This is a genomic window from Nostoc sp. JL33, from assembly GCF_017114985.1.
Lineage (GTDB): Bacteria > Cyanobacteriota > Cyanobacteriia > Cyanobacteriales > Nostocaceae > Nostoc.
In genome coordinates this window covers 24,160-38,724 of the sequence record NZ_JABXKP010000045.1, presented here as the reverse complement: position 1 = coordinate 38,724, position 14,565 = coordinate 24,160, and the positions used below count along the sequence as shown (strand labels likewise).

General features: G+C 41.9%; 13 protein-coding genes and 1 pseudogene. 4 read left to right on the top strand and 10 right to left on the bottom strand.

From position 1 onward, the window contains the following. Positions 1 to 87 precede the first annotated feature (87 nt). Both HWQ23_RS12220 and HWQ23_RS12215 read left to right on the top strand, forming a co-directional pair. Complete coding sequence (locus HWQ23_RS12220; protein WP_292828390.1) at positions 88 to 762, top strand: response regulator transcription factor; 675 nt, start codon at positions 88 to 90, stop codon at positions 760 to 762. A gap of 532 nt (positions 763 to 1,294) precedes the next feature. Beyond that, a complete protein-coding gene (locus HWQ23_RS12215) occupies positions 1,295 to 2,068 on the top strand; it encodes an MlaE family lipid ABC transporter permease subunit (RefSeq protein ID WP_292828387.1) in 774 nt (257 codons plus the stop codon). A 148-nt stretch (positions 2,069 to 2,216) separates the two neighbouring features. On the opposite strand, the gene HWQ23_RS12210 is transcribed toward HWQ23_RS12215, so the two are convergent. Beyond that, complete coding sequence (locus HWQ23_RS12210) at positions 2,217 to 2,669, bottom strand: hypothetical protein (RefSeq protein ID WP_292828384.1); 453 nt, start codon at positions 2,667 to 2,669, stop codon at positions 2,217 to 2,219. Positions 2,670 to 2,724: 55 nt separating this feature from the next. Continuing rightward, complete coding sequence (locus tag HWQ23_RS12205) at positions 2,725 to 3,852, bottom strand: ABC transporter ATP-binding protein (protein WP_292828381.1); 1,128 nt, start codon at positions 3,850 to 3,852, stop codon at positions 2,725 to 2,727. A 294-nt stretch (positions 3,853 to 4,146) separates the two neighbouring features. Here HWQ23_RS12205 and mrdA point away from each other — a divergent pair, with 294 nt between their 5' ends. Further along, entirely contained in the window at positions 4,147 to 5,988 is a 1,842-nt protein-coding gene (gene mrdA / locus HWQ23_RS12200) for a penicillin-binding protein 2 (protein WP_292828378.1), read from the top strand. A 389-nt stretch (positions 5,989 to 6,377) separates the two neighbouring features. Here mrdA and HWQ23_RS12195 read toward each other — a convergent pair whose 3' ends face one another. The 3 genes from HWQ23_RS12195 to HWQ23_RS12185 form a co-directional block, all read right to left on the bottom strand. Then, positions 6,378 to 6,641: a hypothetical protein gene (locus tag HWQ23_RS12195; protein WP_292828375.1), complete on the bottom strand. Its 264-nt coding sequence runs from the start codon at positions 6,639 to 6,641 to the stop codon at positions 6,378 to 6,380. A 98-nt stretch (positions 6,642 to 6,739) separates the two neighbouring features. Next, a complete protein-coding gene (locus HWQ23_RS12190; RefSeq protein WP_292828373.1) occupies positions 6,740 to 8,185 on the bottom strand; it encodes a hypothetical protein in 1,446 nt (481 codons plus the stop codon). 193 nt (positions 8,186 to 8,378) lie between these two features. Further along, positions 8,379 to 9,176, bottom strand: coding sequence for a M15 family metallopeptidase (locus HWQ23_RS12185; RefSeq protein WP_292828370.1), 798 nt, complete (start codon positions 9,174 to 9,176; stop codon positions 8,379 to 8,381). Between the two features lie 102 nt (positions 9,177 to 9,278). On the opposite strand from HWQ23_RS12185, the gene HWQ23_RS12180 reads away from it, so the two are divergent. Further along, entirely contained in the window at positions 9,279 to 10,196 is a 918-nt protein-coding gene (locus HWQ23_RS12180; RefSeq protein WP_292828527.1) for an AEC family transporter, read from the top strand. A 148-nt stretch (positions 10,197 to 10,344) separates the two neighbouring features. Here HWQ23_RS12180 and tsaB read toward each other — a convergent pair whose 3' ends face one another. The 5 genes and pseudogenes from tsaB to HWQ23_RS12160 all read right to left on the bottom strand — a co-directional run bounded on the left by tsaB (position 10,345) and on the right by HWQ23_RS12160 (position 14,547). Beyond that, complete coding sequence (tsaB, locus tag HWQ23_RS12175; protein WP_292828367.1) at positions 10,345 to 11,004, bottom strand: tRNA (adenosine(37)-N6)-threonylcarbamoyltransferase complex dimerization subunit type 1 TsaB; 660 nt, start codon at positions 11,002 to 11,004, stop codon at positions 10,345 to 10,347. A 393-nt stretch (positions 11,005 to 11,397) separates the two neighbouring features. Next, positions 11,398 to 12,057 (bottom strand): 6-aminohexanoate hydrolase, encoded by a 660-nt coding sequence (locus tag HWQ23_RS12170; protein WP_292828364.1) that lies wholly within the window; start codon positions 12,055 to 12,057, stop codon positions 11,398 to 11,400. Positions 12,058 to 12,174: 117 nt separating this feature from the next. Further along, a pseudogene (locus HWQ23_RS33655) lies at positions 12,175 to 12,282 on the bottom strand (molecular chaperone DnaJ); the annotation flags it as partial. Positions 12,283 to 12,590: 308 nt separating this feature from the next. Further along, positions 12,591 to 13,991: an esterase-like activity of phytase family protein gene (locus tag HWQ23_RS12165; protein ID WP_292828361.1), complete on the bottom strand. Its 1,401-nt coding sequence runs from the start codon at positions 13,989 to 13,991 to the stop codon at positions 12,591 to 12,593. A gap of 307 nt (positions 13,992 to 14,298) precedes the next feature. Further along, positions 14,299 to 14,547: a Ycf34 family protein gene (locus tag HWQ23_RS12160; RefSeq protein ID WP_292828359.1), complete on the bottom strand. Its 249-nt coding sequence runs from the start codon at positions 14,545 to 14,547 to the stop codon at positions 14,299 to 14,301. Between the last annotated feature and the right edge of the window lie 18 nt (positions 14,548 to 14,565).

Sequence of the window (14,565 nt, the reverse complement as noted above, 5' to 3'; positions counted from 1 at the left end):
TTACTTGCTCTGTATCTTTTTATTTCTGGTCAAAGTCAAGTTAAAGTAGCACTTTGATGTCACCCTATCCGCTTTAAAATCACAAATATGACAGCAAATATCCTCTTGGTGGAAGATGAAGTTAAACTGGCGCGATTTGTCGAACTAGAACTAAGTAGCGAAGGTTATAATATAAGCGTCGCACATGATGGCATCGCTGGTTTAACGTTAGCACGGGAGTTATCGCCAGATTTAATCATTCTTGATTGGATGCTTCCAGGGATGTCAGGCTTGGAAATCTGTCGTCGGTTGCGGGCAACTGGTATCTCCATAGCAGTAATTTTACTGACGGCAAAAGATGAAGTTAACGATCGCGTGGCAGGTTTGGATGCAGGAGCAGATGATTATGTAGTCAAACCATTTAGTATAGAGGAACTGCTAGCTAGAATCCGCGCTCATCTACGCCGCACTCAAGAAACAGACCAGGATATTTTTCAGTTTGAAGACTTGAGTTTAAATCACCGGACTCGCCAAGTTTACCGGGGTAAGCGGGCAATTGAGTTAACGGCTAAAGAATTTGACTTATTGGAATATATCCTCTCGCATCCCCGTCAGGTATTTACTAAAGACCAAATTCTACAAAAAGTTTGGGGTTACGACTTTATGGGTAATTCCAATATTATCGAAGTATACATCCGCTACTTGCGGCTAAAACTAGAGGAAAATAATGAAAAACGCTTGATTCATACGGTGCGTGGTGTGGGCTACGTACTTCGGGAATAGTCAAAATCAAAACATTTTATTTTCATTCATATCCTTGGGTTAATATCATTTACTCTTGCAGAAACGATATTAACCCAAGGATTTATTTGATGAAATCAATTTCTACACCAACTTGTTTTATAAAAAATTGCATGAACCTATCCCACTAATAATATTTTGTGAATCCAGACATAGATTGTAGTAAGGTCAATGAATGCGTAAAAGTCAACTTTTTGACGTTCCCATATTCCGACGGGACGGCGGTATTTGCATTGATACCAAGCAAAACAATGCTTAGTCTATGCTCTCAAAGAGAAGAACTTTATTTTCTGCCTCAAATAACGACGTAAAAAGTACATGAACAATTTTGAACTAATTTCTCACAAAGTCAACATCATACCCTAATACCAATTCGTAATACTCTATGTAATTGAGAAAGTCAGATTACATCTGGCTGGGTTTCCACCATTTGTATCTGTAGTCTTAATTAGTCTCCTTTTGGAGAATTGATATAAGATATGTGCAACAAAAGTCAGTCTTAAGGACGATAAAATTGCGAATAAAAACAAATTTTGAGCAATCTGGGATTGTACGCTGTTTTGCAGCAGTACTGCTTTTCGGTCAAGTGTGGCTACATTTAATTCAAGGGAAAACCTACTACCGCAAGATTCTGCAACATATGGTGACTGCTGGGCCAGTTTCTATCTCTCCAGTTCTCCTTGTGAGCGGTTTTGCAGGAATGATTTTTACTATTCAGATAGCCAGAGAATTAGCCCGATTTGGATCTGTCAATGCTGTGGGAGGCGCTTTTGCCTTAGCTTTTTGTAGAGAATTGGCTCCAATTTTGACCGCTAGTATTATGGCGGCACAAGTGGGTTCTGCTTTTGCAGCAGAAATAGGTGCAATGCGAGTCACAGAGCAAATTGACGCACTTTATATGCTCAAAACTGATCCAATTGATTATCTAGTACTTCCTAGAGTAATTGCTTGTTGTTTGATGATGCCTTTGATGACGATTTTCGCTTTAGTTACTGGTATGATCGGCGGGCTTTTTGCCGCATCAGAGTTTTACCAAATTATTCCTGAAACATTTTTAGAATCAGTCAGAAATTTGTTAGAACCGTCAGATTTGTTTATTATTTTGCTAAAAGGGTTTATTTTTGGAGTGTTGATTGCTGTCATTGGCTGTAGTTGGGGGTTAACTACTAAGGGAGGAGCAAAGGAAGTAGGAGAATCTGCAACAAAAGCAGTTGTTACTAGTTGGATATCAATTTTTATCATCGATTTTTTCCTCTCTCTACTGCTGTTTGAACAGCTGCCATATTGAACCCAAGCAAGTATTAAAAAACAAGATTACCGACTTTCTAAAAATTTGCGAATCTGAGCCGAAAAGAAAGTTGCGGGTAAGCAATACTGCTTCTGAAGCGTTGGTGCAACCCGCACTTCTCTACGAGGGCGGAGGCGAACGGCTTGGTTCAGTGACCTGTTAGCAAAATTTGGGAATAGATTAACTTGTAAATTAGCGCACCCAAAGCTAAACCTCCCAATGAAAAGATAGACGCAGTAGAAAAGGCTAGCCCTTCCCTAAGACCCACTCTTTGAAAGTCTATCCTGACTAATATAGTCGCTGAAATGATAAGTAAGGTATCAAGAAATACCCCAAACCAGGCAATCATAATAAAAAATAAGAAAGCTGCTAAGACCGCAACGCCGAAAGACCTAGTATTTGATTTAAGCAAAATACTGTAGTAATATGTCATCTTCGGCCAAGGAGCGGTCAAAGTTACTATTAAAAGCAAGATAGCAACTACAGTTACCAGCCAGACAAACAGAGGAGCATGTGTTTCAGATATTAGCCAGCCCAAAGTACTGTAACTAAGCAGTACTAGCGCCAGGGACACCCAAGGAACTCTTTTCAAAATTGACATGGGTTGATATTCTTACTATGGGGCCAAGCTATTATTCCATTACTGAATCTTATAACTATTGACTAATAGCTAAACAATCATTTTCTGCCCACCAAGCGTAGATGGGCGTGTCGCGGTCTGGTAAACCCCCAAAAGTATTAGGTTGTAGCACATTTATGCTAATGCCATTTGTTAATTCCACAACATAATTAACGTGTGTGCCCAAATACATAACATTCACAAGCCGTCCTTCAAAGCAGTTAGCTGGCAAATTGGGTGGATAAAGCGAAAGCTGTATTTTTTCTGGGCGCACACTCACTACCACCGCTTGTGATAATTCAGATGGTGTATCTTCAGCGCGACTAATGACAATTGAGAGTCCCGTTTTGGTCGAAATTTGCACATTAGAGGAGTCTACCCCGACAATTTCACCACTGAATAAATTAGTATCGCCAATAAAATCAGCAACAAAAGCTGTGCAGGGACGTTCGTAAATTTGGCTGGGAGTGCCAACTTGTTCAATTTTACCTTGGTTCATCACGGCAATGCGATCGCTCAAAGACAATGCTTCTTCTTGGTCGTGTGTCACCATTACAAAGGTCACTCCCAAGCCTTTGTGTAAATTTGATAACTCAACCTGCATTTCTTTACGCAGTTTTAAATCTAACGCCCCTAAAGGTTCATCCAATAGTACGACGGTGGGACGGTTGACTAAAGCCCTTGCTAAAGCTACACGTTGCTGTTGACCACCAGAAAGTTGATTGGGAAAGCGCGATCGCAAACTTTCCATTTTCACGAGTTTTAAAGCTTCTTGGACTCTAGCTTCAATTTGCGATTTGGGTATTTTTTTTAACCTCAGTCCAAAGGCGATGTTATCCCAGACATTCAGGTGGTTAAAAAGAGCGTAACTTTGAAACACAGTATTGACCGGTCGGCGGTAAGGCGGCACATTAGTCATAGACTGACCTTGAATCAACACTTTGCCAGCGTCAGCGATTTCAAACCCAGCAATTAAGCGCAGTGTTGTTGTTTTACCACAACCGGAGGGGCCTAAAATACTAAAAAATTCTCCTTGTCTGACATCCAAATCGATTCCATGTACTGCTGGCTCTTGGTTAAAAAACTTGAAGACGTTACGCAGTTCAACATCAAGTGGCTGAAAAGTTGTTATCCCCCTTTGATCCTGCATGACAATTTGAGCCATAATCCTCAGTAGAATGCCCTGATTTTACGTGATTTTGTCAATTGATCTAGTCTATGGGGCAGACTAGATTTGACACTTTGGTTTATTGTATCCGCCAAAAACAATTGTTCAAGAATATACTCGCCCGATTCCTTTATACCCATTACTGAGGATGATCTTACGGCAACTGTATATACTTGTGCTGCTACTTAGACATTCTGTGATTAACCTAACATGTATTAAAATTACATGTTAGCAATAGCTCAAAGCTAGCTAGTAGGATTGCGTTTATTCATTTTGAATTTTGAATTGTTTATGTTCCCATCATTTGGCAACAAAAAAGATACACGTACAGTTGGACATGGTTCCCAATCAATATTTTTAATCGTATTTACCCTATTAATGACCGTTGGGATTGAGGCACGTTTGGCATATTTGCAAATTGTTGAAGGGCCAAAACTCCGCCAAAGAGCCGAGGCGAACCGAATTCGGATGATTCTCAAACAACCGGAACGGGGCAATATTTTTGACCGGAATGGCAAACTTTTAGCCAGTACTCGTTATCCTAGCTCTGTATATTTGTGGCCGATGGCACATACTAAGCCTTCCTGGTCTGTAGTCGGCCCGCGTCTAGCGCAAATTCTCAACATTTCGCAAGATGAGATGGAAAAGAAATTAGAACAAGCAGGTGCTAATTCTTCTTCACTCATCCGGGTTGCTCGTGATCTAAATGAAGCAGAAATCACGGCATTAAAGGAGTATAAAAATGAACTCCCGGAAGTGGAAATCAATACAGATTCTGTGCGTTATTATCCCCACGGCAAGCAATTAGCGCATGTACTAGGTTATACGCGGGAGTTAACTGCCGACCAGTTAAACGATAAGAAGCAGTCAGGCTACCGACTGGGAGATGTAATCGGTCAGATGGGGGTGGAAAAGGCTTATGAGAAAACTCTACGGGGCGAATGGGGCGGTCAGCGTGTGGAAGTAGATGGTGCGGGTAGACCAATCCGGGTTTTGGGAGAGAAACAGGCAAAAGCTGGTAACGATTTGCACCTGACGATAGATTTGGATGTGCAAAAGGCAGCAGAAAAAGCTTTGGGAAATCACCGAGGCGCGATCGCCGCAATTGATCCAAAGAATGGTGCAGTTTTAGCAATGGTATCTTACCCCACCTTTGACCCAAATATTTTCTCCAAACAAAAACTCTCCCAGAAAGATTGGGAAAGCGTGCAAGGTAAAGAGCATCCCTTGATCAATCGTGCCCTGAGTGCCTTTCCACCTGCCAGTACCTTCAAAATCGTCACTACGACAGCTGGACTGGAATCGGGTAAATTCTCTCCAGACTCAATATTACAGACCTTTGGTTCGTTGACTGTTGGGGGAGTGACTTTTGGTGAGTGGAACCACGCCGGATTCGGGCCATTAGGATTTCCCAGAGCGATCGCTATGAGTAGTGATACTTTCTTCTATCAAGTTGGTAGAAAAGTCGGTGGCCCAACTTTAATCGAATGGAGTCGCAAATACGGATTTGGTCAAAAAACTGGCATTGAATTTCCCAACGAAGAATCAAAAGGCTTGGTTCCAGATGAAACATGGAAGCAGAGAGTTTTGAAAACGCCTTGGACTGTCGGTGATACCATTAATATGTCAATTGGTCAAGGGGCTTTGCAAGTCACACCTCTGCAATCGGCGATTATGTTTTCTGTCCCTGCTAATGGTGGGTATCGAGTTCAGCCGCATTTACTCAAAGACAACGAAGAAGCAAAAAGTTGGCGCTCATCCTTAAATATGAAGCCGGAAACTATCAAAGTTCTCCGTGAGGGACTGCGGAAGGTGGTGAGTGAGGGTACAGGTAAGAGCTTGAACGTGCCCACAATTCCCCCAGCGTCTGGAAAGAGTGGCACTGCTGAAGCTGGTGGTGGTCGCCCAAATCATACTTGGTTTGGTGCTTATGCGCCTAGTAATAAGCCGGAAATTGCGGTTGTGGCCTTTGGGGAAAATACTGGCGAGCATGGTGGTACTATCTGTGGGCCGATGGTTTTACAAGTATTGGAAGCTTATTTTCAGCATAAGTATCCAGGTAAGTATAAAAAATCTCAGCCTGATCCATCAGAAGCTAAAACCCCCAATTCAGGACATGTAACTGGAGACTAAAAGAAGGAGGCGGAAGTCAAAATTCAAAAGGAGCCAGTGCGTTGGCGGTGCCGTCAGTTCTGCCTAGTCTTGGGCAACGTGCAGAAAATTGTTTGTATTTTCCAAATAGCGATTCAATAACATCAGAAGTCGCTAAAAATATCTTCTTCAGGACTTACGCATTTATAGATCCCCCAACCCCCTTAAAAAGGGGGCTTTCAAGTTCCCCGCTTTTTAAGGGGGGTTAGGGGGGACTGCGCTTCGCGCACGCTACGCGAACGAGGTTTCAAGTTTTGATTGTGTAAGTCCTGTTCATCAATATAAGAACTTTGAGTGACCACGGAATTACAAATATGTTGCTGAAAATTTAATAGTTCACTATCGACTTCAAACTTCAAAACCTAAAATTGTCAGTCTTTGAATTTTCGTGTGTGATTGAATTTTGCAGCAGCACGAACAATTCTATTACCATCTTTTTCTAAATCTTCCAAAACATCAACAGGAGTATTTATATTTTGAGCGATCGCATATCTTTCCAGCCAAGATAAAGAAGAACTGTTTGATACTAGAACTGATTCTTCGGCATAATCGCTGAGAAAAACAGCTAAACGAGCTGGACATGGTTTTTCGTGAATCTTAGCTAACCTATTTAAAATTGCTTTTTTCTTTTCCAAACTATAATTAGCTTTGCTGGTAGCTGCTCGGAATTGATTCCTGAGTTTACGAATATTTTCATAAGCAATTCTGCGAACAGCCTCATCTTCATCTGAGGCTAGCTGTTGAAGTAAAGTATAGGTATATTAGGGTTACTAGCAACAGTACAACGAATTTCATAACATTTTTCAGTGGCTAGTTTTTCAAGTATATCCAAGGGAGTATGAGGGTGAATTATCACAGAACGAAGAACATCGTCAAAATAATATCTTTTATCATCCTCGCTATAGCAACGACTAGCTAAAAGTCGAAGTATGGATGAAGAACTGCTAGGGTTACTAGCTAACTTAGCAAGAATATATGGATTGCTTGCACTACTAGCTAATTCTTCAAGAATATTAAGAGGTGTGCTGGGGTTTTGAGCTAAAGTATAGCGAATTAAACCATCATTCTCGCTCTGATTAAATGCTTGAATTAATAAATTAACAGGAGCGTTTGGATTCTTAATTACACCTAAGTAAACCTCAGAAGATTTATCCTTGGCAAGTTGTTCGAGTAGAGCAATGGGAGTATTAGGATTCTGGGCTACACTAGAACGAATTTCCCAGTACTCATACGTAGCTAACTGTTCTAGTAGGTATATGGGAGTTTTAGGATTAATAGCTACCGCTTGACAAATGTGATGTTTATCAGTTGCTAAATCTTCAAGCGTAGTATCTGGTGTATTCGGATTTAATGCTAGATGTTGAAGAACACAGTCAAATTTGCTATTGGATAATGCTTGCAAAACGCGAGTAGGAGTATTTGGGTTTTGAGCTAAATTCTCGCAAATCCGCTCGCTTCCCTTTGTAGCCAAATCTATGACAATTTCTTCAACCAACTCCTTGGGTGTACTAGAGTTTAAAGCAACAATATCACGTAGTCTAATTTTATCAATTGGACCAATAGCAGCTAGCTTTTCTACCATAGGGACTGGTGTATTGGTGGCTATTCTTTGGCGAACATCTATACGGTTTATGATGACATCTGGAAGTAAATCAAGTAATTCCGATAAGTTTTTGAAACTCTCTATTTCCTCCCAATAATAAATATTTTTTAATGCCTCTTCAGCAATTCCTTGCCATCCATCGGTTATTTCTCCTGCAAATTTGACATGAAGTTTTGCGGCTTCTGCTATCTCTTGATCTCCATTACGAGTCAGAATTTCTAACAAAGATGTCGAAATATCTTCTTTTTTGAGTAGTTCATGATAGCTATCTACAGGTATCCTTCTTTGTAAACAGGTATTTCCTAATAGTAATAAATCAAAAACAGGATTATTTAATAGCTCATTGGGGAAAGCTTTACCTAATTCCAACAATAATTCGTGAGGGGTGTTGGGATTAGAAGCTACAGCTTTGCGAACTTCAATATCGGAATCATTAGCTAATTTTTGCAAAAGCTGAGTTGGTGCAGAGGGATTTTTTGCAACTAGTGTTTTTGCTGTAATACTTGTTTGAGCTAATACCTCCAAACGTTTTGCAGAAGTGCTTGTTTGTTGTGCTTCTATCTCCCATTCCTTCATAAACTCATTTCAATTTATTTACTCATATTTCTCGATTTTAACCTTTTGATAGACAAACTCCACCCAGGCTCTAAAATTGGGCAAAACATGGCGATCGCTCGGATAAACCATATAAATTTCCCGCGATTTTAATTGCCAATCATCAAATAACTGCTCCTTTATAAAAAGATAGTAATCCCTAGATTAACTTTTATTAAGGTATCTTAGCGGGTTTCAAATTTCTGGCTTTGTAGAACATTTCCAAACTATCGCGATCGCCGACGAAACGCCAGTGCCAAGGCTCATAACTCACACCTTGAACATTATCTTTAGGAAATGACATTTCAAAGCTGAAACGTGCTGCATTTGCTTGCAGCCACCGATAAGCCTTGGTATTGTCAAAGTTAGTTTGGAGATTAGTTGCTGGTACTGCTCCGTCTCCAACATCCACAGCATAACCTGTGTGATGTTCGCTATGACCAGGAGGAGCGCTGAGGGCGGCTCGTTGTGCTGGCGTCTGATTTCGTTGGGCACCGACAGCAAAAAATAACTGCTCTTGGTCTTTGACTGAGCGAAAGCCAGAAATTGGTACTAAAATTACACCTGTACTCCGGGCTGCTGCTACCATCTCCTCAAACTTTTGGGCAGCAGCTTTTCGCATTCTAATGCCCCTATTTGCGGAGATGGTTACTAGTTCTGATTCAGGAGCTTCTGGGTATGGAAAATGCCCTAACACAGTATTGACATTACCAGATTCTGTAGTCGGTGTAGCTGTAGAACTAGTGACCAAGGGTTGAGAATCGGCGGTTTTTTTGGATGCAGTGACGAAAAACAAAAAACCGCTAATTAAAGCCAGCAGGACAAATCCCGTTACTCCCGCAATCAGGACAATTCGGGGTTGCAACCAAATTTTCGCTGTTGCATCAGGGGTATCGCGTACAGCGACTGGAATATCATCACCAAGGTCATTCGATGAGTTTTGCGGTCTTCCAGAAAACCCAGCCTTATTCAAGGGTAAACTCCTGTTTTTGTGGGATAGCTATAACAGATTTTGCACTGGACAAAAGTAGACGTAACAGCTAGCATTTTACATCTGTGGTTTTTAGGCGTAATCTTGACAAACCTTTTAGAACTATACGTCAAGCTGGGAGGATTAGTCCTGGTAGGTTTTATTCTGGGACGCAAACTAACTGTGACAGTTCCTACACGTTTGGGACAGTTTCTGTTTTGGGTGGGAGTACCCATCAGCATAGTGTCGTTTTTGCATCAATCTAGCTTGTCGGGGCAAATTTGGATTGCACCTGCGATCGCTTACCTAGCGATTTTACTAGGAGGATTTTTAGCTTGGCTAGGAATTAAAGGACAAGCCTATTTTAAAAATACCGTCCCCCAACAATCAACTCAGGCTAGCTTGATATTAGCAGCAATGTTAGGTAATACAGGTTATCTTGGCTTTCCCATTACCTTAGCAATGGTAGGCAAGGAATACTTTGCTTGGGCGCTATTTTACGATTTGCTAGGTTCATTCCCAGGAACTTATGGCTTGGGTGTGTTACTAGCAGTGCGTTTTGGTGGCGGTGTACATAATCATTGGCAGACTGCTAGGGCGATCTTAATTAATCCTGCACTGTGGGGTTTCGGATTTGGCTTGCTGTTTCGCCAGGTGACAATTCCCACAGTTGCGGAATTCTGGTTAGAGAAATTTGCTTGGAGTGTCGTAGCTTTATCTTTGATGTTAATTGGAATGCGACTGGCACTACTCAAGTCTTGGGGTAGCCTACCACAAGCAGGGATGAGCTTGGGAATCAAAATGCTGCTAGTTCCCTTGATATTGGGGAGTATTTTACCACTGTTTGGATTAACTGGAGCGATCGCAAAGGTAATCGTCTTACAAATGGCCATGCCTCCAGCTTTCGCCACACTGGTAATTGCTGAGACATTCAATCTCGATCGCGATCTGGCTGTTACTGCCTTAGCTGCTGGGGCTATAGTATTGCTGGTTACTCTCCCACTTTGGCTGTGGCTGTTTTAGAATAATGCCATCATTGGTAAAATAGCTAATGCTCCTAAATTAAGTTCTTTAGGTGCTTCAGCTAACCTAATTAGTTTATTAACTAGAAGACTTGTTCCTAGTAAGGGTATGCACCAACCATTACTCAAGTATATTAAAGTAATAAAAGTTATGCACCCTCTACTGGATGTTGCCCATAATATGGTAAAGCCTCTGACCAATTAGGACACTTGCCCTCTTGCCAATCAAGATTAGCTAATTCCAAAATACTTGTCACCGTTGCTGCTAACCCAGATTGGGCTTGAATCAACTGATAATTAGTGTTCCAATTCGCTAAAGTTTCCTGCCATGCTTCTGGTGTGAATACTCTATCTGACAAACACGCTCTTAGTTTAGAAGTATCTGGCTCAAACTGATAAATAGCAGCAAAAACTTGACCTCGTTGTGCTGGCATTTCCACAGCAAAAGTTTTGGGATTTTGACTTTTGCCTAGTTCTGACCAAGCTACCGCAGCCAAAGTTGAAATCGCAAATACAGGGATATCTAATTGTTGCCCCAAAGTCCGAGCAGTGACAACGCCAATCCGAGTTCCCGTAAAACCGCCAGGGCCTTTTGCAACTGCGATAAAGGAAAAATCTGCCCAAGTTTGTGGTTTGACAAATTCAATTAAATATTGATGTATTAAGCTAGATAAATCACGCCCCAAATTCCAAACTTGAGAGCGAGTTTCACCAGCAAAATTACTAATTGCCAAACCCAATTCGGGAGTGGTGGTGTGTAGTGCCAAGGCGTATTTATTTATTGCAAAGTTTTCTAGTTTTGTTGTCAAAGTTACTTAAAATATCTATTTTTATAGAGTTAACGTGATTTATTTAAGCATATAACATAGTGGTTCTCGGTTGAATGAGGTACTGAACCCCACCCCCAACCCCCTAAGAGCAAGCGAGGAGGGGGCTAAGATGTACCTGATGTGATTAGGAAACGCCATAACATAGCGGTTATTAATTGAATAGACTAGACTTCTTTTGTTGTGCTATGCACAGAAGTCTCAGGGCAAACACGCTTAATTTTAAGATTTTTAAATGTTTTGCTGATGAAAGCAAAATCAGAAGGCGATCGCAAATAATTAAATAATAAATAAGTTGAGTAGCAATCAGTCAAACAGTCTTGCTGCAACGTTTCTGAGAGCCAATGCTGTTCATTTTCTCCCTAGCGATCGCAACTAAGATGGGGGATTTGGATTACCGCCTTGCTGTCTCAATAGATAGTCTAAAACTCGGTCAATTCGCTCTAAAGCAGCACCCGTAGTGAGTTTAAACTCCTGAAACTGAGATTTTTGTTCCTCATAGTTTCGATCAAGCTTTAGCATGAGTGCTTCTAATCGCTCAGTTCGTGCCTTTGTTTCCTCTATCTCACTGCCTGTCTTTGTAAATAGGCGTTGCGTGTGAGTGATAAAACTATCAACCTTATCAGAAACTTGGTCAACCTTTCCCCCTATCTGGTCAACACTTACCCCTAGCTGGTCAAGGTGAGATTGGGTACGGTCTTGTTTTACGGTCAACTCGTCAAGGTGAGATTGGGTACGGTCTTGTTTTACGGTCAACTGGTCAAGGTGAGATTGGGTACGGTCTTGTTTTATGCTCAACTCATCAAGGTGAGATTGGGTACGGTCTTGTTTTATGCTCAACTCGTCAAGGTGAAATTGGGTACGGTCTTGTTTTATGCTCAACTCGTCAAGGTGAGATTGGGTAAGGTCTTGTTTTATGCTCAACTCGTCAAGCCGCCTGCTTGATGATTCTGCGTAGCTAGCAGTAGACACTAGCAATCGCTTAACGGTTTCGAGTTCATCTTCTACATGGTCTAGTCGCTGTGCGTTGGTCATGCTGTTTTTTCTTGGCTAGCTTCTTTATCTTCTGCGATCGCCTTATCGCCTTCCTAAGAATAACTTTTGTTAATTGTGCAACGCTTAAAAATTCTCTTGCCGCCCATCGTTATCCCCATCTGTATCATACCTTTGTGTCTCGCTGTCTTTTACCTTATCAGGATGAAAGATTTCAGATAATCTCAGAAATGTCTGACGAATTTTTCTAGATTCATCTGTTCTGGGTAAAGATGGAGATTCTATAGACTGTGTTAATTAAAATATTGATTTTTTAGAGTTGACTTGATTCATCTATTCAATCACATCATCTTGCGTCCGAATGTTGACATTGATAGAAAGTTCATTCGGATCAAAATTTTCCAAATTTAGATCCCCGACTTCTTTAAGAAATCGGGGATCTGGACATAGGATTGCTATATGTTGAGTTTTAACCCATTTGACAAGACTCTAATTTTCTTAACTTGACACCAATGGGAAGATGCCCAATCCCACAAGAGATACTTCTACCATTCTCTTTCCCGGAACGCCGGATATCAATACCGCCCTTTAATCTTCTGGGGTACGAAGCCTGGGATATCAGTAGTGTCAATTGCAAAGACGAAAAACTTGTTTGGGTTGTCAATACCTGCTGGATGGTAAGTGTCCGGCGTTATGCTACCAATGAAGTCGTTATCGTTGCTGATGAAAAGCGTATGCTTGATTACACCGTTGATAACCACATCTGATCCGAAAGCCAAACCTTCAAGCTTGGCAGGTATGTCCTCTGTTTTAATCCCATTCTTAATGAGCGTAGCTACTACATCAAGGAACAGGGTCTTGCTAACTGCCTTACCAGCAAGGTTCTTTTCCCCGGTGATATTGCTTACTTCTTGAGCATTGGTCAGATCGATACGGTATATCTTCTTGAAGGCAGCCTGAGAGCCGTCGCCTAACCCCTTGCCATCTCGTTCGTCTACCAGGAATTCGCGATCGCTGATCGCCAAAATCTCACTTACTGTCGGGTATTTCGGTTTAGCTGCGGTGCCGATATTATCTAGCTTATAGGCGTATTCCTGGGTGGCACCTGTTGCAATGTCGATCTTAACAATTCTGGTGTAAGCGCCATTAGTACCGCCGTCCTGGAGCAACGGACTCTGCATGATGCCGACTAGAGTCTTGCCATCAGGGGTAATCGCCAGACCTTCCATACCCTTGTTTGCAACACGTCCAGACGTGTTACTGCTAATCTCTGTATCACCAACAGGATTTAGGTTTTTGACTGCGAACTTGCTGTCGAGCGTAAAGACCTTGATGCGCTTACCTGTCTGGCGGTTGAATTGGTACACATAGGGGCCGTATTCATCGGAGATAAAGATGGACTCACCGTCATTGGATACACGCACGCCTTCAGGATCGAAGCGGGCATTATTCGGATTGGTCGATATCTGGGTGGGGTCGAAGTTGTCTGAGCGCCCAGTGAAATAGTAGGTATTCTTGGCATTCAGTGCAGGGACACCGCTAGGCACTCCCAGCCCCACCCCAGTACCGTAGTAGAGAGGTTTCTTGCTCGATAGCAGGGTTGTGTCAATTAGAGAAGGAGTAAGAGTAAAAGGTAACGCTGAACCAAAGCGGCTTGGTTCGAGTTTCAGACGGATGGTTTGGAAGCGGTTAATATAGGATGTTGTGTCATCCACAGCGCTATTGTATGCCTTGGCATTCGGCCCCCGATCTGGGATAGCGATGAAGGTGTTACGGCCAGCGTAGGCTAGTCCTGACCCAAAACCACCGAGGAGGTTTCCCGGAACACCACTTTCGAGCGGAGCGGAGGTTTTGCTGGAGAGATCGCTGATGTTACCACTCAGGCTTCCAATTGCGACCAGCTTAACCTCTGCGTTGGCGGCGGGGGCAGCAAAAAATGACGCTAACAAGAACACAATTAGATTTCTCTTGAGCATATCAGTATTTCTAATAGAGACAATATTTACTGAGGGATATTGTATTTTTTTTCACTTTGTCATTATCTATGCCTAATGATTAAGCTATCTTTAAGCAAAGATTAATTCAAAGTTAATGCAGGAATGGCTGATGCCTACCAGTATCAGACGGGGCAGAAGAAGGCAAAGGAGAGTACAAACTTTTTACCCGCATTTCTGACTTGGGAGAGATGCGGGTAAAGTTGCCCTTATAGTTCATAAGAAAAATATTTACGACTACTGCTGTTTAGTGCAGTAGTCACCTTAAAGATACACCAATCATTTTCTATCAAGTCGGCACTAATTCACCAGGACGCAACTTCGACCACTTACCCGTTTCCCGCTTAAAGCTCAGACAACCAACAACATCCCATTCCATTTCAATTACATCCTCTTGAGTCCGAATGTTGACATTGATCGAAGGTTCATTGGGATCAAAATTTGGTGTTTCGGTCAAGTGAGGCTGTTGGTGCTGCCCTTCTACGGCATGATAGGTAACACATCTGTCTACATAGTGGCAGTTCACGCAAATACACATAATAGAACCAACTCCAGG